This window comes from Pseudoalteromonas sp. AWM4_233 (assembly GCF_056158285.1).
The window spans coordinates 150042-168208 of record NZ_JBSWSZ010000113.1 but is presented as its reverse complement, the minus strand read 5'-3'; the positions used below and the strand labels follow the sequence as shown (position 1 = coordinate 168208).

The following is an 18167-nucleotide window of genomic DNA, read 5'->3' as shown; positions in this document are numbered from 1 at the left end:
AGTTCAGGGAGATTAGAACTTATAAGTTACGTTAGCAAATACTCGACGACCCCAAGGATCGTAAAGTGATGAGCCAGAACCATTACCAGAAACGTAATCAGGTAGTAGCTTATCGAAAACGTTACGGAAACCTACTTCAACTGTCGCTTTGTCTAGGTTATATCGCGCAGAAATATCATGCGTGAAGTGACTGCCAATATATGAGTATTCTTGGTCTTCTGTTGTATCACCGCGAGGCTCGCCATCAGCTGTCAAAGTGTCTTCTAAGTCAATTAGTGCTGAACGGTCAATAAAACGTGTTGACCAAGTTACAGATAGGTCATCTAAGCGGTAGTTAACACTGAAGTTACCTTGTAATTCAGGATCACCAAGCTCACCATGCTCCCTACTAATTAGCTCAGGACGGTTTTGGAACTGATATGTGTTGAACTCTAAAGTATGACTTAGGAATAAGTTAACTCTTGCTTCACCTGGTAGATTGAAGTCAGCAAGGTCAAGCTTATATTTAAGGTCGAAATCGATGCCTTTTAATTCAAGTTTCGCTGTATTTAACTCACCTGATTCAACTTGTGTAATTTCTAAAGTACTCGAGTCACGTGTTACTTGGCCACAGAAAGTCGGGTCAAGGTCAGGACCGTCTACACAGTTATCAGCTACAGTTTGTACTGAAAGGCTGTCGATCGCATCGGTGATCTCAATATCGTAATAGTCAATACTGAACGTCAGATCGTCGATTGGGTTCATTACTAAACCAACAGTTAATGATTCTGATGATTCAACGTCAAGATTTGGGTTACCACCGCTGATAACGCGTTTACTTACCGCATCATCAGGCTGGAAGTCAGTCGGAATACCTAGTGCCGCACAGTTCTTAGCACGGTTCGGTTGGTCACCAACATTATCAGCATCACAAGGATCAGCAACACGACCAAAACCAGGTGAACGAGGTGAGAAAGCTTCAGCAATGTTTGGTGCTCTTACTGCTTCACCATATGTACCACGAAGACTGTAGCCTTCAATTGGCGACCACATAAAGCCTGTTTTCCAAGAATCTACTTTACCTGCATGCGAGTAATCTGCTTTACGGAATGCTGCATCTAAAGTTAGTTCGTGCGCTAAGAAAGCATCCGCTAAAATAGGTAAACTTGTTTCAATAAAGGTTTCAGATACATCGTACTCACCGTATGTATTAGGTGTTGCAGCGTTCGCCATTGCACCTGAACGAGTCAGTTCATCAGTTAATGTTTCAGACGATTCCCAGCGCTTTTCATAACCTACAGCTAAACCTACCGCGCCACCTGGTAATTCAAAAAACTCAGCTGTATCAAACGATACTGAACCACCAAAGTAACGTTGCTTGATTGTATCGTTACGCTGTACGTCAGCTGTTACCCAGTCTTGCGCTGCTTGCGAAGCTAAGCCATGACCGAATGGGTTGTAAGGTACACAAGCATCACGATTCACAGTTGCAGGGTTTGAGTAGCCATCAGGTTGGGCTGATGGTACGTTTGCTCTACATGCTGCTTTACCTGTTTCTGGGTCGATTACAGCATCAATCGCAGCAGCATAGTTGCCTACAATTAGGTCATTTTGAGTGATACGGTCATTCTCTGTACGACCATTTGAGTAGTAAACATCGTAGTCGAACGGTGTTTCACTCAGCTCAAAAGCACCTTTTGCACCAAATACCATTCTGAACGTTTCACGTTTGTTATCTGCAGAACGGTTACCAATTTCATCAAAGAATTTGTTTGCGAAAGCGGTTTCTATCCCTTCAGCAGCAAAAAAATCTTTTGTTGCTTGAGGAATGAATGGGTTCTCTGCAATTGTTACTCGGTCTCTGTTGAAACGGAAACTAGGTTGGAATTGCTGAGCAATATCAGCTCTTACATATTTTACATCAGAGTAGAAGTTTAGTTCGTCAGAAACTTCATAGTTGAAGGTAGTAGCAACAGTTACTTTTTCTCTCTGAGGAAGGAAGTTTTCATAATCAGATGGGTTGAAGCAGTATTTACAGCCATCAGGGAAAGAACCAAATGCAAAGCTGCTTGTAAGATCACGAGTAGGCATTAATTCACCCACACCATCATTAGAGAAAGTGTAGTTGTAAGGGCCTGCTAGTAAAACACCATTAGGACTAATTCGTTCTGAAGTAACATTCTTAACCCAGATACGGTCTAAAATACCATCTTCTTCACCCTTATTTTCAGGGTTTGGAACGTGACCATCAGTATTATAATTTCTGATGTCTCTTGCCATTACTTCATCAATAACATCTTTACCAACGAAGAAAGTTACATTACCTTTGCCGTCTGAAGTCGTCGCACCTGCTAGTAAACTAGTGGTAAGGTTTCTATTACCCACACCTTCAGTCGAGTTGGAGTAACTAGCTTTAACTTCTAGACCTTCAAAGTCATCACGTAAAACAATGTTAACAACACCTGATACAGCATCAGAACCATAGATTGCAGATGCACCACCTGTGATTACATCAACACGTTTTATTAGAGAGCTAGGGATTGTCGATAAATCGACTGTAGAGCTACCAGCTGAACCGGCTACATGTCGCTTGCCGTTTACTAGAACAAGCGTACGAGCTGTGCCTAAACGACGTAAGTCGATGCTACTTGAACCTGCTGCAGAGTTACTACCAGAGTTTGCACGGATTGTCGCAGTTGCACCGATGGCCGGAAGTTCAGACAGTACAGATGCAAGGTCAGGAATACCTGCTCTTTCAATTTCTTCGCCAGTTAGTGTAATTGTTGGCGCTGGTTGAGAGAACTCATATCGAGCGATACGAGAACCAGTGACTTCTACACGTTCAATCTTACTTGCTTCATCTTTTGAATCAGCTTCATTTGCAAAAGCTGGGGCAGCAACAAACCCAGATAAGGAGGCCGCAAGAGCTGTGCTTATTGCTATGTTTAATTTATTTTTTTTCATTGTTTTCCCTTAATGATTTTATTCAGCTCGTTTCAAAAGCCGAAACAACATAATAGGGAAAGTAAATATATAATAAACACTTGTTACAAAATTGCGGTATTTGCATTAGTTTTTATGTTTAAGGTTGTTAACGTTTGTGCCTTTTTAGGTTTTTAGCGGGTTTGGCTGTAATGTTTTTGTAAAAATATACAGTATGCAAAAATATCAACAGGAAGTGTGTAAATAAATCAATACAAAATCTGTTTTTTAAATGTTTGAACAAAAACAAACTTTTTTCTAATTAAGGGAAAAAATCTAAGTAGAGAACATAGAAACAAGGTGGTAATCTGAATACTTAATAATAAAAAGGAGAAAACATGGATCCAGTTAGCCAAATTGTAGAATTTGTATTTCAAGTCGAATTCTTTCTACTGCTTTTTGTGATTATTGTCTTAAAAAGTAGCATTAAATTTGTACCACAAAACCGTGCTTGGATGGTTGAGCGTTTTGGTAAGTATCAATCAACCAAAGAAGCGGGTTTAAACTTTATTGTCCCTTTCATTGATCGTGTCGCTGCCGATAGAAGTTTAAAAGAGCAGGCGGTCGATGTACCTTCTCAGTCAGCCATTACTAAAGACAACATCTCATTAATTGTTGATGGTGTTTTATATTTCAGAGTGCTAGACCCGTATAAAGCCACTTACGGCGTTGATGACTATATTTTTGCGGTTACCCAATTAGCACAAACTACAATGCGTAGTGAACTGGGTAAAATGGAGCTAGATAAAACTTTTGAAGAACGTGATTTACTGAATACCAATATTGTTGCTGCGATTAACTCAGCATCAGAGCCATGGGGTATTCAGGTATTACGTTATGAGATTAAAGACATTGTGCCACCTAATTCTGTAATGGAAGCGATGGAAGCTCAAATGAAAGCAGAACGTGTGAAACGTGCGCAAATTCTAGAATCTGAAGGTGATAGACAAGCGGCCATTAATGTTGCCGAAGGTAAAAAGCAAGCACAAGTTCTTGCAGCTGAAGCAGATAAAGCTGAGCAAATTTTACAGGCCGAAGGTGAAGCAAAAGCAATTTTAGCCGTCGCTGAAGCGCAAGCGGATGCACTTCGTAAAGTCGGTGAAGCGGCAAATACAGAGCAAGGTCAAAAAGCTATTCAGCTCGACTTGGCAACCAAGGCGATCAGTGCCAAAGAAGCGATTGCTAAAGAGTCATCTGTTGTGCTCCTACCAGACAGCGGCACTGACGCAAGCTCTTTGGTCGCGCAAGGTATGTCGATTATCAACTCGTTAAATCAAAAACAAAAAGGCTAGCCTATGGAATTTTTGACAGACAATATTGCGCAAACACTCCTTATATTGGGTGTCATAGCACTGATAATTGAAGTGGCAGTGCTTGGCTTTGCTACCTTTGTGCTGTTCTTTGTCGGACTTTCATTGGTGTTCAGTGGTGCCTTGATGTATGCAGGCTTACTCGATGCAAGTTGGATCACCGCCCTTTGGGTGAATGCCATTATTACTGCAGGCTTGGCAGCACTGCTTTGGAAGCCGCTTAAAAGGTTACAAGAAAGTCGTGAGTCAACTGATGTGCACAGTGACTTTGCAGAGCTTGCTTTCACCTTAGAGCATGACGTTGATGAGCATAACGGTTATAAATATGCTTATTCAGGCATAGAGTGGTTAGTTAAGAGTAAACAACCTCTTAGCAAAGGCAGCCAAGTCAAGGTCGTGAAAAAAGACGTCGGTGTATTTTGGGTTGAGCTTCAATAAAGAGCGAGATAACCCGCATTTTTGACTTTATAAAAGCAGGCGAAAGCCTGCTTTTTGTCATAATGGCTATTTATCGATTCTTTATTACCCAGAGCAGTTTCAAGGTAATAATAGCAACCCTCTAATAGATCGCTTAATTAAGAGGGTGGGAATATAGAGCCTAAAAGTAGCTTTATTCATTGTTATATCCTTACAACTCTTGTTCAATCATCGCTTTAACTTTGATGGCTTTTTCGAAGTGATCTAACTGATGCGTTTGTATCCACCAAGTAGCGGCTTCCATCAGTTGTTCAGGATCGTCGTTTTTATTAGCGAAAAAAGCGTAAAACGACACACCGACAGTCTCTCCCTTTTTCGCTATCTTTTGTTCACACACAGAGATGATTTTATTTTTTAAACTTTGACGCATTGATATTCCTTGTAGTCACATTAATACCTCGCCTTAAATAAAATCACTTGATTAAAAGGGGAGGTATAAATTTCACTGGCATATTAGCTGAGAGTACTATGTTTATGAAAGCTATTAAGTTTAATGAAGGTAAAAGAACGCGAGCAGTACATAGTGATAAAAAATAATCGGCTCAACATCCTGTAGGAGCCGATCATGACGCATCTAATTTTTATTATTGTTATGACTCTGCATGATTGCAGAAGGTATTTTTTATCAAGTAATTATGAATTGATTATGGAGAAATGATGGACGAATACATTTATAAGCCATAGAGTTCCTTTAATTCTAAATCGAGATAACAAGTTAGAAATCTGGATGTAAGTCATACGATGTCAGAACTGTCACAAACTATAGGGTTTAAATTAGACAATCACTTTGTGCTCGGAAAGCGTATATTTAAAGCGCCTTTAAGCTATCAAGATAGTCTAATCGATGAAGCTCGTTTAATAATCATACTCAAAGGTCAATCCACTTTATTTTGTGCGGGTGAATTAATAGAGTTGCAAGCAGGTGATATCCTGCTGATGCGCGCCGATAATTTTATTAATCAATGGCACAAAGATAATCAAGACAGCATCGTGGAGTTTATAGGGTTCAGGTTGACTTCTCAGCTATTAAATCAATTGTATCCAAAAGGCATTTTACGTGCCGAAAAAGATGAAAATACTCCGATAGAAGGCTCTGAGATAGACCATTGTAGTGCAGTTAAGCTCTCAAGTGAGCAATTAAAATGCTCGACGTTATTAGCGAATTATATTCAATCAATAGAAGCATATATGGCCGAGGTAGAGATATTTAACAATAACTTGGTACGTTTAAAGGTAATAGAGTTAATCGAGCTTGTGTTAGCGTTAGATAAGACAAGAAAAGTAAAAGCGCTGCTTGAGCGGTTATTTTCAGCCTGTCAGCCTCAATTACAAAGAGTGGTTCAGGCACATTTGTTCACACCAGTAAAATCGTCTGAGCTTGCCTTTCTTTGTCATATGAGTGAGGCGACGTTTAACCGAAAGTTTAAACAGATTTATGGAACGAGTGCGAATAAGTACTTAATGAATAAGCGGCTCGAAAAAGCCCACCATTTGGTTATGAATAGTTCTAGGAGTCTGACAGAAATAGCACTTGAATGTGGGTTTATAGAGCAAAGTTATTTTTCTCGAGTTTTTAAACAAAAATTTGCTCAAACACCGTCAACACTTAGAAAAGATAATGAGCGAAAACTTCAAATTGATGAGTGATATTAACAAGTTTAATGCCACAGATATCAATATATTTAGCTTCAAACAATCGTTGATTTATTAAAGTTTGGAGAATTTGTTATGTTAAAATTTGCTCAATTTTTAAGTGCTGTATTTGTGCTTGTACTAGGCTCAGCCGCAGTGACCACAATGTTTTTTCCTGATGTGATCAATGCCCCTAGCGGTTTTAATGTTGTGACGAATTATGGGTTTACCAATTTGCGAACACTGGGTGCGCCAACACTGAGTCTAGCAGTGATCACTGTCATTGCGTTATGGCGAAAAGACTGGGTTTTACTTTTGCCCGCATCTCTATATTTTCTTTTTAATTTTTCAGCCAGAGTGATTTCTGTTGTCGTTGAGGGTTATGAGCCTGTTATGCTGACCGGTTTACTATTCACTTTTACATTGTTTTCATTATCTCAAGTCGCACTTCACAGTTTTAGAAAGTTAAGTAACCATCAGGTACTTTAGAAATACCGAATGTAAGAACACATAAAGTTGTGATAATGTATCGTTTTTTCAGGCGGGTTGCTTTGAGCAGCCTTCTTACTAGAGGATATGTTGTGGAACCCATAATTGTTGTTGTTGGTTTTCTTGGAGCTGGAAAAACCACGTTATTAAAACGTTTGGTCACTGAATACGCCAAAGCGAATTGGTCACCTTTTGTCGTTTTAAATGATTATGAAAATGCCAATTTAGATGCTCAGCAATTTTTGGATATGCTTGATGAGAAAAGTTTAAAAGCACTGAATGGCAGCTGTATTTGTTGCAGTGGTATTGGCGAGCTAAGGGAGTCGGTTAATCGAATTCCAGAACGAGAAAATGGTATTACACTCATAGAAGCGAATGGCACAACTGATGCGTGTGCCTTAATGGGATTTCTTGGTGTGGGCATCGAATCGCGTTTTATGCCTCCGGTGCAAATCTCTGTGGTCGACGTTAAAAATTGGCAATTGAGAGATATCCATAACGAGCTAGAAGCGAATCAAATACAAGTCTCTTCTTTGATCACACTGTCACATACTGACTCTGTAAATGAAGAGCGCTTAGCTCAAGTGAAAAGCGATATTCGAGCGATTAATCCAACCGCAGAGATCATGCTTTGTGAAGAACTAGAAATTAATAAACTTCCTGAGCTGTTACCATCGAGTAATAGTGCAGAAAAGCTTGCGCATCATAAGTCACATTGGTCCTCGTGCTCAGTTGATTTACCTAACTTACCAGACCCAATTTGCATTAAAGAAATTTGCGACGCGATCCCAAGCAGCGTGATCCGAATTAAAGGCTGTACAGTTTTAGGTACTGAGCCCGGTTATACTTATTTCGAACGCTGTCCCGATGGTGAAATCTATGTCAGACCCTATCGCGGCAAACCCACCACCGGGTCAAAGTTACTAACTGTCGGGCCTGGCAGTGATACGTTGTTGTTAGAATCAGCGATTCAAAATAGTTTAGAAGCTGCCAAATTACGACAGGCCAAATAGATTAGAGCGAGGCATACAGTCGAATGGCTAGCTATTTTGTGTAGCTAGCAATGATAGTGACCTGATTGACAGAGGTTTCGAAAAACTGCTGTTTTGCTATTTGGTATGCATCGTTATTAAAAAAAGCGTCTTTACTTTGTTCATCAGGAAAGCGAATAGTGAATACTCTATTTATTTCTGTGTTTTCTTCGCTTTTTAATACTTCAGACACTTTAAAATCATAACCAAATTCACCACCAAAGCGATTGAGAATAGGCTTCATTGCGGCACGATATTGGTTATATATTTCATCATCACTGACTTCCAGGCCCACTAACATTTCAAACATTTTAATCCCTATATTCTGTGAATAGTGAATTCAAATTATGGTTATAAGTAACTGTCTTTACTAGTAAATATATGTAAGGAAATATGTGTTAAAGCGTCAGTTAGTAACTGGCATAATAAAGAAGGTCTGTATCATCTTGAGCTACAAACCTTCTTTGTTATTACTTAGTTTGAATACACAGACTGCATCAAAGCGCGCAGTACCTGTTGATCTTTCTCGCCTTTTATTAATGCTTTTAAACGAGGCTTTAAGTCAGGGTCTTTTTTGGCTTGAGCAGCCAAAGCTTGGATCGAAGCGAGCCGTATTTCTTTAGGTTGTGATTGGCTATAACTAAATAAACCATCAATTTGTTTATTATCGAGTTCGTTATTCCCCATCGCTTTGAGTAAAGCGGCTTTTGTGTCTTTATCATTTTCGACACTTAATTGTTCAGTGATGTATTTCAAACTGGTTTCATTCGGCATTTTGCCAAGAGAGTCAGCGGCTTGTTGTCTAAGCTTTGGTTCATTGGCATTTAAAAATGGTGCGATTTGATCTTGCTGTTCGGCATTACCGCTATTTCCGAGGGCTGCTAATATACTGACTTGGCGGGAAGTTTGTGAAGTCTGTTTTAGTTGTTCAACTAAACGTTGCCCCATATAAGCCGAAAACTCACTTCCTGACTGATTTTTAGCAATAATACCTAATACCATCATGGCGCTATTACTTAAACGCTGTTGCTCACCAGTACTAGTTTGACTAGCAGACTCCAGTACTAAATCGACCAGTTTAGGGTCGATTGGTTGTTCAGCATATTTTAAGCCCATCAAGCTTCTGAACCTTTGCTTGCCTTGAATTTCACTATCAAGATAAACATCTACTAATAGCTGGTGGGCATTTGGGGAATCATTTTTACCTACCATAAGAAGCAATCGACCTAAGGCCTTATCAGACAATGCGTTAGATTTAATCACCTCTTTTAAAGCCGATAAATATTGCTCATTATCGTAAAGTAACTGTGCCAATACCTCACTGCTGAGTTGGCTGATGTCTTGTGATTTTAGTGCTGCTATAAATGCCTTGTCATCTTTCAACGGCTTAGCAGGTGGGCGAGGGTAAAGAGTGCTTTCGCTAAGCTGAGGCCATTTTTCAGGGTTCTCATTCAAGCTAAGTAAAAGCGCAGTGCTTGGCACAGGCGCAGGATTTAGATTGAACTGAATACGCTGTTTAACTTCTATGCTGATATCGCCTTTTTTAGTTTCAACCAGTGTGTGATTGTCTCCACTCAAGGCGTTTAATCCACAGTGATCTAGCTTTAATTCAAAGCTATCAGCTAATACCTTGGGTGTTGAAAAATCTAGAAGCTGGGCACCTGGCTTGGTGCTTAAATATTTTAGCTTACTGCGACTAATTTTGTTTGTCTCTTCTTGAACATATTCAACCTGATATTGCCCTAAATTATCGCTCTCGGAGAGTAAAGTTAGTGTAGTTAGGTCACGTTTATAAATATGTTCAATGTGGAGGCTTTGATATATGGCAATAAGTTTTTGTTTATCCTCAGGTTTTAATTTTCCTGCAAAATGGTGGTCAGTAACTTGTTTTGTCTGACGGCTTACTTTAACCGCAAAAGGCACGCCGTAAAGGCTTGGGTTAATTTGCTGTTTATCTAAAACAATTTGTGGGTTTACTAATTGTAATCCCAGCCAGTAATGCTTTTCAGTCTTGAGCAATGGGCGGTAAAGTAGTTGGCCTGAAAGGGTAAGTTGATTCTTGCTTGGCTGGTTCAGCGTGAGCATATTAGTATCAGCTTTGGTCTCAAAATTACCCCAGAATGTGCATTCTGTCATCGCTTGTAAACTGCCAAACGGCAGTATACAAAGCGAGGTTAATAGTGGTAGTAAGTTTCTTCTCATAGTTAGAACTTAAAACTGTCACTGTAGTTAATCATTTGCCATGTTTTGTCATATAAAGCGCCAGTGTTATACAGGGTTTTGGTTGCTGTTTTAGTTGGGAATGAGCAGCAGAACTTATAACCTGGATACTTTACCCAAAGGTAAAATTCACCCTCAATGGCTTTCATATGGTTACTTACATCAATGCCATAGCCAATCTCTGAATCAGATAGTGTTTTACTGATGTCAACATAAGCTGTTGCTGAGAGTGTGTCTGAAATAATCAAAAAGTCGACCCCGATACCGCCACTGGCAACCAATAAGTCTATGCCTGCTGTTGCATATGCATCAAGGCTTGCAGTTAAAACGTCACCACCAATACTAAACTGTAGGCCTTCATATTTAAGATCAGTGTTAACGCCAACAGAGCCTTTGATCCCTGCTGACACTGAGACTGGAACAATAGCAATTGTAAAAGTGGTAGAAAATAGCTTTTGCTCTTCTTCCCAATCATAGCCGTAAGACTCGTCTAACGCCGATACAGTTTCAGACTCTTTTATAAGGCTGTTGCCAAGTAAAGACACATTCATTGAGTAACTTGCAGTACCGTCAGCACCATTTGCAATGCCAGATGCACCTGCTGAAAACAAATCTAAGCTGTGATCGAACATGTATAGGTCAAAACTACCGCCAGCTGTTGCCCAAGCAAGACCGCCATTTTTAGACTGAAGCAAAACCCAGGACACGAAGCTAGGCACAATGGCTACTTTTGATTTATCACCATAGGTATTACTAAAAATCTCAAATGCCCATAAGGTGTCTGACGTAGAGACTAGACCAGAGAGACCTTGAGGATCTTTTACGGGTGCATAACTTGGTGTGCTTGATTTGTTCGAAGTATCAACAGAGCTAGTAAGTGGGTTAGTGATATTGTGCTCTTCTAACCAGCTATCGTCAGGTTGGTCGTGGTCATATAGAGAGTAAGGCACAGTAATCGTCATGCGATTATTATCAAGGTTTGCTTCTTGATGCGCTGAAGATAGATCTTCTATTGTAAATGTTAACTCAAAAGTATTTTCGTCAGCGTCTTTATCATATGTTTGCTGTAACTTATCTAATAGCACACCATTAACGGCAATATCGTAAGGGAAATAGTGACTTTGTTCATGGTCAGCAAATTTGATTTTCATATCGTCATGGTAACGATTTTCGCCTTCTTGCCAAAAGTGCGCGTCAAACTCGACACCTGCGACAGTAACTGTTGCAGTCACTAAAGCTTCATTGATTAAATGACCAAACTTACTGGCATCAAAATGGCCAATGATGTCTGCACGTTTGTGCTCTGGGGCATTCTGAGATTCAGTTTCGCGTCTACCTGCATCAGGAAACATAGCAAAACCATCGCCAACTGTTAACGTATCAAGCGCGAAGTCATGATAAAAAGTACTATCAATGGTTATTTGCGCAAAAGAAGCAGCATTATCAGAGAAATCTCTCGAGCCATTATCTTGGGTATTAGCTTCATTCTCAATGCTCTTTGCACTGTCTACATATGCTGCAATGACATAATCGTCAGAAGGAATCTCTTCATTGGGTAGCATGAGCTCTGCGGTAAAACTATGCTCACCATCTGATAGCTTTTCAATATAGTGTGTGCCTAGTTCATAACCTTCAGGTTCATCATGTGATGCTAATTGATCAACTTTGTCTTTGGCAATGGCCATAAAAGTCACACCGACATGTTCTGTGTCTAGTAGCTGGCTGCTGATACTGTAGTCAATCATGATCGGCTGACCAGGTTGGTACTGAGTCTGATCAGGTGTATTGACTGTTTCTAAACGCACATTGGCAACCGGCTCTGGTTGCTTGAGTGATGATTCAACATTGTTATCTGAGTCACTGAAACAGCCTGTTAGTAGGCCGAGCATGCTGATGCTAAGAAGTGTTTTGCGCATTGTTTGGTTCCTTTCTCACGTTGCATAATTATAACTAGCACAATATGGAAATATTATGGAGTCCTTTTCGATTTCGATAAATTGTTTTTCGGTTTCGAAAATAATATTTATATATTTCCATAATGGTTTATAAAAAACCATATATATCATATTTTTACGTTTTGGCATGGCACTTGATTTAACTACTGCATTAAAGATTAAAAACAGTATGGAATCGAGTTATGGATGTGGTCGTAAAGCCCAAAAAAAACACCAAACGGCATCTAAGCATTTTAGCGTTTGTTTGCTTGCTACTAGCTGCATGTATTTGGCTATTTTTACAACCGAGTCATGCACAGCAAATCAAAGCCAATGAGGTTTGGTCGGCGAATGTCGAGCAGGGTTCATTAAATTTAGAAGTGTCAGGTTTTGGCCGTTTAAAGTCGAAAAAGCCGCGTTTGCTCACTGCGAAAAGCCAGGCAACGGTTGATGAAATTATTTTAAAACCGGGGGCTGAGGTAACCCCAGAAAGTGTTATTTTAAAGCTTTCAGATCCGAATATTACCCAATCGGTGCGCGATGCAAAGCGTGCATACATTGATAGTCAAAACCAACGCATTCAAACGGATATTAACCAAAAACGTGAATTGCTTGCTCAGCAAGCAGAGTTAGCTCGCATCCAAGCTGACCTCGAAAGCGCAGAGCTTGAAGCGAACGCACAGAGCCAATTGGTCAGCAAAGGTATCGTCTCTAATATTGACTACCAGCGTACTAAGTTACAGGTAAGGCAGTTAACTCGTCGTTTAGAGATTGAAACTGCACGCATTAACCAGCTTGAAGCCCTGCATGCTGCCAATTTAAAAATTGCTGACTCAAATATTTTGGCGCAGCAAGAGGCTTTAGATTTAGTACAACAGCAACTAGACAGCCTAACGGTTAAAGCGGGCATTAATGGTGTGGTGCAATCGCTAAGTGTGGAGCTCGGGCAAGCGGTAAATTTAGGTGAACAGTTGGCTTTAGTGGGCAGTACCACCGATCTTTATGCTTTGTTGAATGTGCCACAGTCAAAAATGCAGTCTATTCAACTGGCGCAAGCGGTAAACATCAATACTCGCCGCGGAGAGATCTCAGGGGAAGTGATACGTATTGATCCGGTGATCAACAACGGCAATATACAGGTTGAAGTGGCGTTAAACGGTGCGTTAACCGACAACGCACGGCCAGAGTTAAACATCGAAGGCACAATTGCAGTGGGTCAATTAGAAAACGCTCTGTTTATTAAAAAACCTGTCAACGTAAAAGCTTTTTCAAATTCCATCTTATTTAAGTTAACCGATAAAGGCTCAGCCATCGCTACTCCAATTCAGTTTGGTGCAGCAACAGACGAGCAAATTCAAATACTTGCTGGCGCACAAGCACATGAGCAGTTTATCCTTAACGATATGACTCGCTGGCAAGCACATACCCACATTGCCATAGTGAAGTAAGCCAGGCAATCGCGATATAAAAAGGAAAGATCATGAGTAATAACAAAATAAAGCTAACCAATATCACGAAAAAGTTTGTTACCAGCGAGATGGAAACCCATGCATTACGTGGCGTTGACCTAGAAATCAATGAAGGTGATTACGTATCGATTTCAGGCCCGTCTGGCTGTGGTAAATCAACCCTGTTATCGATATTGGGATTATTAGACACCTCGTCGGACGGTGAATATATGTTAGCCGGGCACGATGTCAGTAATCTCAGTGTTAATCAAAGAGCCAGTATGCGCAATGAGCATATTGGCTTTGTATTTCAGTCGTTTAATTTAATTGATGAATTATCAGTTTTCGACAATATAGCACTGCCATTACGCTATCGTGAACAGCCTTTATCGCAAGAAGAAATTAAACAAAAAGTGAACGCTTGCTTGGCTAAAGTTGAAATGTCGCATCGAGCTGGTCATAAACCGAATCAGTTGTCAGGCGGTCAACAGCAGCGTGTTGCGATTGCCAGAGCCTTAGTAAACGACCCGGCAATTTTACTCGTTGATGAACCAACCGGTAACCTAGATTCTAAAAACGGTGATGCGGTCATGATGATGCTAGCTGAATTAAACCGACAAGGCACCACCATTTGTATGGTAACCCACGACCCAAGATATGCAGATATGGCAAAACGTAAACTGCACCTACTTGATGGCGTGATGGCCGATGAGTTTAAAATGGAGCTGGCGGTATGAGTATCATCAAAGAAGAATTTAAACTCGCTGTCAGCAGTTTATTAAGATTACCGGGGTTTAGTTTAACGGTGATCACCACTCTTGCAGTGACATTAGCAGCCCTTGCGGTGGTGCTGAATATCAATTATTTGGTACTGACTAAGCCTTTACCATACCCGAATGCTGATAAGCTCGTCGTTACCGACCAAAGCGAAACCATCAATGGTGAGACGCAATACGGCTTTCAGATTTTGTCGGCGCAGTACCACATTTACAAAGACGAACAATACATCGAGCAAATGGCTCTTATGAGTTTGTATAGTGCAAAATTAAGAGATTTGCCCGATACACCTTATCTTGATGGTGTTCGAGTCACACCTGAGTATTTTACGATGCTTGATGTGCCTATGCATTTGGGTCGTGCTTTTAATCAACAAGAAACCATTAATGATAAGCAAAGAGTGGTGGTATTGAGTTTTGAGGCTTGGCAAACACACTTTGGTGCTGACCCAAAAGTGATTGGTACTTATACAACTATCGCTAATGATAAATATCAGATCATAGGTGTAACAGCGAGTCATTTTAATGCGCCAGAAGTATTTGGTAATTTTTCTATGCATGCTTGGTTTAGCTTTGACCAAGAAATTAGCCGCACTAGTAGCTGGGGAAGTATTACCGGTGGAGTAAATGGTATAGCAATCCTCAAAAATGGTGTATCAATTGAGCAAGCAAATAGCGCACTTAGTGAGCAAATTAACGAGTTGTATCAAAGTCGTGATGATGTCGCTGCTAATACCGCAATTGGAGCACGCTTCGTACCCATAAAACAGAAAATAGTCGCAGATAGTGGCGAAATGGCATTGTTGCTATTGGCAGGCGTTATCACCTTGTTATTTATTGCGGTCACTAACATTTGTAATTTATTTTTATCTCGCGCGGTGCAAAAAAAACGCGTGATGGCCATTCAAGCGGCATTGGGGGCGAAAACACACCATATCTTTTTAGGCATGTTCAGCGAAGCGCTGTTGCTATCTATGCTTGCCTGTATTTTTGGCTTGCTAATTGCCGGCTGGTCAATGGTCTGGTTAGCCAGCGACTTGCAGTATATGTTCCCTAGAATGCAGCATCTGACCCTCGATCCCGTGACAATTTCGGCAAGTGCTATTGTCAGTGTATTTATCAGTATCGTCATGGCGAAGCTCGCCAGTCAACAAGTGCCTTACAAACAGCTTAATCAAACATTGCAAAGCAGTGGTAAAGGTACGGGAGCACAGATATCTAGTCTCACCAGAAATATACTGGTTGCCTTACAAGTTGGGTTAGCCACTGCTTTATTACTTGGTGCAAGCACAGTGTTATCTCCTGCGATTAATAAATTGGTTAAAGATGTCGGGTTCAATGCCAATAATGTAAATTATCTTCGCGTCGATACGGGTAATCTGAATGAAGGTTTTTATGATGTTGCGCAACAAGTCAAAAGCCAGCTTAAATCGTTACCGCTAGTTGAAGATGTTGCTCTGACGCGCGCTTCACCTTTGCAAATGGGTTGGGAAAATTATTTATACGATGAAAGTAATGAAATGCTAGGTATTGTCAGTGTCGGTTTCTTTGACGAAAATAGTTTTTCTTTACTCGGTATGCCGATGCTTGAAGGGCGTAGCTTTAGTTCATTACAAGATCCAGAAAATACACCGCAGGAAATTATTATTAGTAAAGCACTCGCAGAGCGTTTGTTTAAGACAGAATCTGCAATAGGTAAAACATTGCAAGCAGCACCGAATGAGCCACTCACCATTGTGGGTGTAGTTGATAATGTTTATGTGCCGGATAACCGTGATAGCTATGCAGAAGAGCGTTATTATTTACCGTTTACAGCAGGTGCTCGTTTCGCTATCACTTTCAAAAGCAATAGCCAAGTCGATAGAGCACAATTACTCGAAGCTCTAAAAGAGGTTAACCCGCAACTGAGTATTGCTTACTTTGAAACGCTACAGAATATGTTAACGACTCGACTTAGAGCTTCTAAACTAATTGCGATTTTAACAATGAGTTTAATTGTATTAGCGCTAAGTCTGGCTGCTGCGGGTATTTATGGCGTACTAAGTTACAGCGTGCAAATGCGTCGTTACGAGCTGGGCATTCATCTCTCACTTGGTGCGCATACTGGGCAAGTTATCAAAATGGTATTAAAGCAAAGTATGCAGCCAGTTGTATTTGGTGTGCTTTTAGGTGGCGTACTAGCGGGAATAGGCTATTTAATTGGCACACGATTACTTGCGATGCAAATAACTGGGGAAATTTCAGTGCTGTTACTTGCCATTCCTATTATGGTGGCGATTTCTGTATTGGCCTGTTACTTACCGGTACGTTCTGTGGTGAGCTCAGATCCTCTAAAAGCGTTACGTAACGAATAACCTTAAGGGGTTTTCTGAAACTTCTCAAAGCATTAACCTAGTCTTCTTAATGAGGGCTAGGTTAAACTCGTTTTACAGCTTTAAGCTTACAACTAAATAACATCCAAGGAGCAGTAATAGCATGCCAGCAGCAAAGCAGCATATTTTGATTGTAGAAGACAGGGCCGATGTAAGGCTAAGCATCCGTTTTTTGCTAAACAATCATGGTTATGAGGTGCTTGAAGCTGAGAGTCCTGCTGTTGCTAGCGAGCTCTTAAACTTGCATCATATTGACTTAATTCTGCTCGATATGAACTTTGAGTTTGATACCACATCGGGCGAAGAGGGGTTGGCGTTTTTACGAACACAACAAAAAACGAACTCTCCACCTATTCTGGCGATGACTGCTTGGTCGAGTGTCTCTTTAGCTGTGGAAGCTATGCAACTTGGCGCGAAAGATTTTTTTGCTAAACCTTGGGATAATCATGCCGTTGTGATGATGGTCAAAAAGCACCTTGCTTTAGCACAGATTGATCATCAGAAAACAATTTCTCAACAACATGAGCTAGCCCAGTTAGGCAAAAGCGATACTTCATTTGACAACAATACAAATTCTATTTTGTGGCATAGCCCACAGATGCAAAAATTAAAAGCGCAGTTAGAGCGAGTTGCTAAAACTGATGCGACGATATTTTTGCGCGGTGAAAATGGCACTGGTAAAAGCTGTATCGCAGAGTATGTGCATGCTCACTCAGCACGCACCGGTGAGTTTGTTTCTGTAAACATGGGTGCCATTCCAGAAAGTCTGTTTGAAAGCGAGTTATTTGGCCACAAAAAAGGCGCATTTACCGATGCCAAACAAGATAGAGCGGGGCGCTTTGAGCTTGCCAATAATGGTACATTGTTTTTAGATGAAGTCGCGACAATGGGGCCGACTCAACAAGCTAAATTGCTGCGGGTGCTCGAGTCCAAACAATTTGAGCGAGTCGGTGATACACTGACCCAACAGGCGAGTTGTCGCATTATCGCGGCATCTAATGCCGACTTTGAGGCCATGCTTGCAAGTGGTGAATTTAGAACCGATTTATATTTTAGATTGAACACCATCGAACTCACCATACCTCCTCTAAATGCGCGCCCCGAAGACATCATTGTGTTGGCAAAGCACTTCATTGAATTACATGCCAAACAATATCAACTTGCTCCTTTACCTCTAAGCAAAGTAGCTGAGCACGCTTTGCTTGATTATTCTTGGCCGGGTAACGTACGAGAGCTCAGTCATATGATGGCAAGAGCAGTTTTAATGGCTGATGGTGACTGTATAGACGAGCAGGATCTTGAGTTTAAAGTGTTGAACAATTCATCGAAGAGTGCATCTTCAAAAGATGACATTCCCTTAATGACCCTAGAAGATGCTGAGAAAAAACTCCTCAAAATGGCACTAGCGCAAACTCACAATAATGTTGAACAAGCAGGTGAATTACTTGGCATTAGTAAAAGTGCCATTTACCGCCGGTTAGAAAAGTTTGGCATGTCGACTAAGTAGTTGATAAATA

The 18167-nt window shown here is 40.7% G+C and carries 14 protein-coding genes; 9 read left to right on the top strand and 5 right to left on the bottom strand.

Annotated elements, in window-relative coordinates; genetic code table 11:
* Positions 1 to 12: 12 nt before the first annotated feature.
* Positions 13 to 2943 (bottom strand): TonB-dependent receptor domain-containing protein, encoded by a 2931-nt coding sequence (locus ACXAC4_RS22350; protein ID WP_475165618.1) that lies wholly within the window; start codon positions 2941 to 2943, stop codon positions 13 to 15.
* 356 nt (positions 2944 to 3299) lie between these two features.
* On the opposite strand from ACXAC4_RS22350, the gene ACXAC4_RS22345 reads away from it, so the two are divergent.
* Positions 3300 to 4253: an SPFH domain-containing protein gene (locus ACXAC4_RS22345; protein WP_349286821.1), complete on the top strand. Its 954-nt coding sequence runs from the start codon at positions 3300 to 3302 to the stop codon at positions 4251 to 4253.
* Positions 4254 to 4256: 3 nt separating this feature from the next.
* On the top strand, positions 4257 to 4709 hold the full coding sequence (locus tag ACXAC4_RS22340; protein WP_475165615.1) for an NfeD family protein: 453 nt from the start codon (positions 4257 to 4259) through the stop codon (positions 4707 to 4709).
* A 190-nt stretch (positions 4710 to 4899) separates the two neighbouring features.
* Here ACXAC4_RS22340 and ACXAC4_RS22335 read toward each other — a convergent pair whose 3' ends face one another.
* Positions 4900 to 5118 carry a DUF6500 family protein gene (locus ACXAC4_RS22335; protein WP_475165613.1) on the bottom strand — a complete coding sequence of 73 codons (219 nt, stop codon included), beginning with the start codon at positions 5116 to 5118 and terminating at the stop codon, positions 4900 to 4902.
* A 371-nt stretch (positions 5119 to 5489) separates the two neighbouring features.
* On the opposite strand from ACXAC4_RS22335, the gene ACXAC4_RS22330 reads away from it, so the two are divergent.
* From ACXAC4_RS22330 to ACXAC4_RS22320, 3 genes are all read left to right on the top strand, one after another.
* Positions 5490 to 6395, top strand: coding sequence for a helix-turn-helix domain-containing protein (locus ACXAC4_RS22330; RefSeq protein ID WP_475165612.1), 906 nt, complete (start codon positions 5490 to 5492; stop codon positions 6393 to 6395).
* 81 nt (positions 6396 to 6476) lie between these two features.
* Positions 6477 to 6869: a hypothetical protein gene (locus ACXAC4_RS22325; protein WP_475165610.1), complete on the top strand. Its 393-nt coding sequence runs from the start codon at positions 6477 to 6479 to the stop codon at positions 6867 to 6869.
* A 92-nt stretch (positions 6870 to 6961) separates the two neighbouring features.
* On the top strand, positions 6962 to 7882 hold the full coding sequence (locus ACXAC4_RS22320; protein WP_475165608.1) for a GTP-binding protein: 921 nt from the start codon (positions 6962 to 6964) through the stop codon (positions 7880 to 7882).
* Positions 7883 to 7913: 31 nt separating this feature from the next.
* On the opposite strand, the gene ACXAC4_RS22315 is transcribed toward ACXAC4_RS22320, so the two are convergent.
* The 3 genes from ACXAC4_RS22315 to ACXAC4_RS22305 form a co-directional block, all read right to left on the bottom strand.
* Complete coding sequence (locus tag ACXAC4_RS22315; RefSeq protein WP_475165607.1) at positions 7914 to 8210, bottom strand: DUF1330 domain-containing protein; 297 nt, start codon at positions 8208 to 8210, stop codon at positions 7914 to 7916.
* Between the two features lie 164 nt (positions 8211 to 8374).
* Positions 8375 to 10102 carry a HEAT repeat domain-containing protein gene (locus ACXAC4_RS22310; RefSeq protein ID WP_475165605.1) on the bottom strand — a complete coding sequence of 576 codons (1728 nt, stop codon included), beginning with the start codon at positions 10100 to 10102 and terminating at the stop codon, positions 8375 to 8377.
* 2 nt (positions 10103 to 10104) lie between these two features.
* Entirely contained in the window at positions 10105 to 12036 is a 1932-nt protein-coding gene (locus ACXAC4_RS22305; protein WP_475165603.1) for a hypothetical protein, read from the bottom strand.
* Positions 12037 to 12257: 221 nt separating this feature from the next.
* On the opposite strand from ACXAC4_RS22305, the gene ACXAC4_RS22300 reads away from it, so the two are divergent.
* The 4 genes from ACXAC4_RS22300 to ACXAC4_RS22285 all read left to right on the top strand — a co-directional run bounded on the left by ACXAC4_RS22300 (position 12258) and on the right by ACXAC4_RS22285 (position 18157).
* The gene (locus tag ACXAC4_RS22300) at positions 12258 to 13502 is read left to right on the top strand and encodes an HlyD family secretion protein (RefSeq protein ID WP_475165601.1); all 1245 of its coding nucleotides are present in this window, start codon (positions 12258 to 12260) and stop codon (positions 13500 to 13502) included.
* A 32-nt stretch (positions 13503 to 13534) separates the two neighbouring features.
* Positions 13535 to 14239, top strand: a complete 705-nt coding sequence (locus tag ACXAC4_RS22295; protein ID WP_475165599.1) for an ABC transporter ATP-binding protein — start codon at positions 13535 to 13537, stop codon at positions 14237 to 14239.
* Positions 14236 to 16632, top strand: a complete 2397-nt coding sequence (locus tag ACXAC4_RS22290) for an ABC transporter permease (protein ID WP_475165597.1) — start codon at positions 14236 to 14238, stop codon at positions 16630 to 16632. The genes ACXAC4_RS22295 and ACXAC4_RS22290 overlap by 4 nt, the downstream gene beginning before the upstream one ends.
* A 121-nt stretch (positions 16633 to 16753) precedes the next feature.
* Positions 16754 to 18157 (top strand): sigma-54-dependent transcriptional regulator, encoded by a 1404-nt coding sequence (locus tag ACXAC4_RS22285; protein WP_475165596.1) that lies wholly within the window; start codon positions 16754 to 16756, stop codon positions 18155 to 18157.
* The last annotated feature ends 10 nt before the right edge of the window (positions 18158 to 18167 follow it).

Coding starts and splice junctions, on each gene's coding strand:
- ACXAC4_RS22350 (WP_475165618.1), bottom strand. CDS start 2,943: ATGAAAAAAAATAAATTAAACATAGCAATAAGCACAGCTCTTGCGGCC.
- ACXAC4_RS22345 (WP_349286821.1), top strand. CDS start 3,300: ATGGATCCAGTTAGCCAAATTGTAGAATTTGTATTTCAAGTCGAATTC.
- ACXAC4_RS22340 (WP_475165615.1), top strand. CDS start 4,257: ATGGAATTTTTGACAGACAATATTGCGCAAACACTCCTTATATTGGGT.
- ACXAC4_RS22335 (WP_475165613.1), bottom strand. CDS start 5,118: ATGCGTCAAAGTTTAAAAAATAAAATCATCTCTGTGTGTGAACAAAAG.
- ACXAC4_RS22330 (WP_475165612.1), top strand. CDS start 5,490: ATGTCAGAACTGTCACAAACTATAGGGTTTAAATTAGACAATCACTTT.
- ACXAC4_RS22325 (WP_475165610.1), top strand. CDS start 6,477: ATGTTAAAATTTGCTCAATTTTTAAGTGCTGTATTTGTGCTTGTACTA.
- ACXAC4_RS22315 (WP_475165607.1), bottom strand. CDS start 8,210: ATGTTTGAAATGTTAGTGGGCCTGGAAGTCAGTGATGATGAAATATAT.
- ACXAC4_RS22310 (WP_475165605.1), bottom strand. CDS start 10,102: ATGAGAAGAAACTTACTACCACTATTAACCTCGCTTTGTATACTGCCG.
- ACXAC4_RS22305 (WP_475165603.1), bottom strand. CDS start 12,036: ATGCGCAAAACACTTCTTAGCATCAGCATGCTCGGCCTACTAACAGGC.
- ACXAC4_RS22300 (WP_475165601.1), top strand. CDS start 12,258: ATGGATGTGGTCGTAAAGCCCAAAAAAAACACCAAACGGCATCTAAGC.
- ACXAC4_RS22295 (WP_475165599.1), top strand. CDS start 13,535: ATGAGTAATAACAAAATAAAGCTAACCAATATCACGAAAAAGTTTGTT.
- ACXAC4_RS22290 (WP_475165597.1), top strand. CDS start 14,236: ATGAGTATCATCAAAGAAGAATTTAAACTCGCTGTCAGCAGTTTATTA.
- ACXAC4_RS22285 (WP_475165596.1), top strand. CDS start 16,754: ATGCCAGCAGCAAAGCAGCATATTTTGATTGTAGAAGACAGGGCCGAT.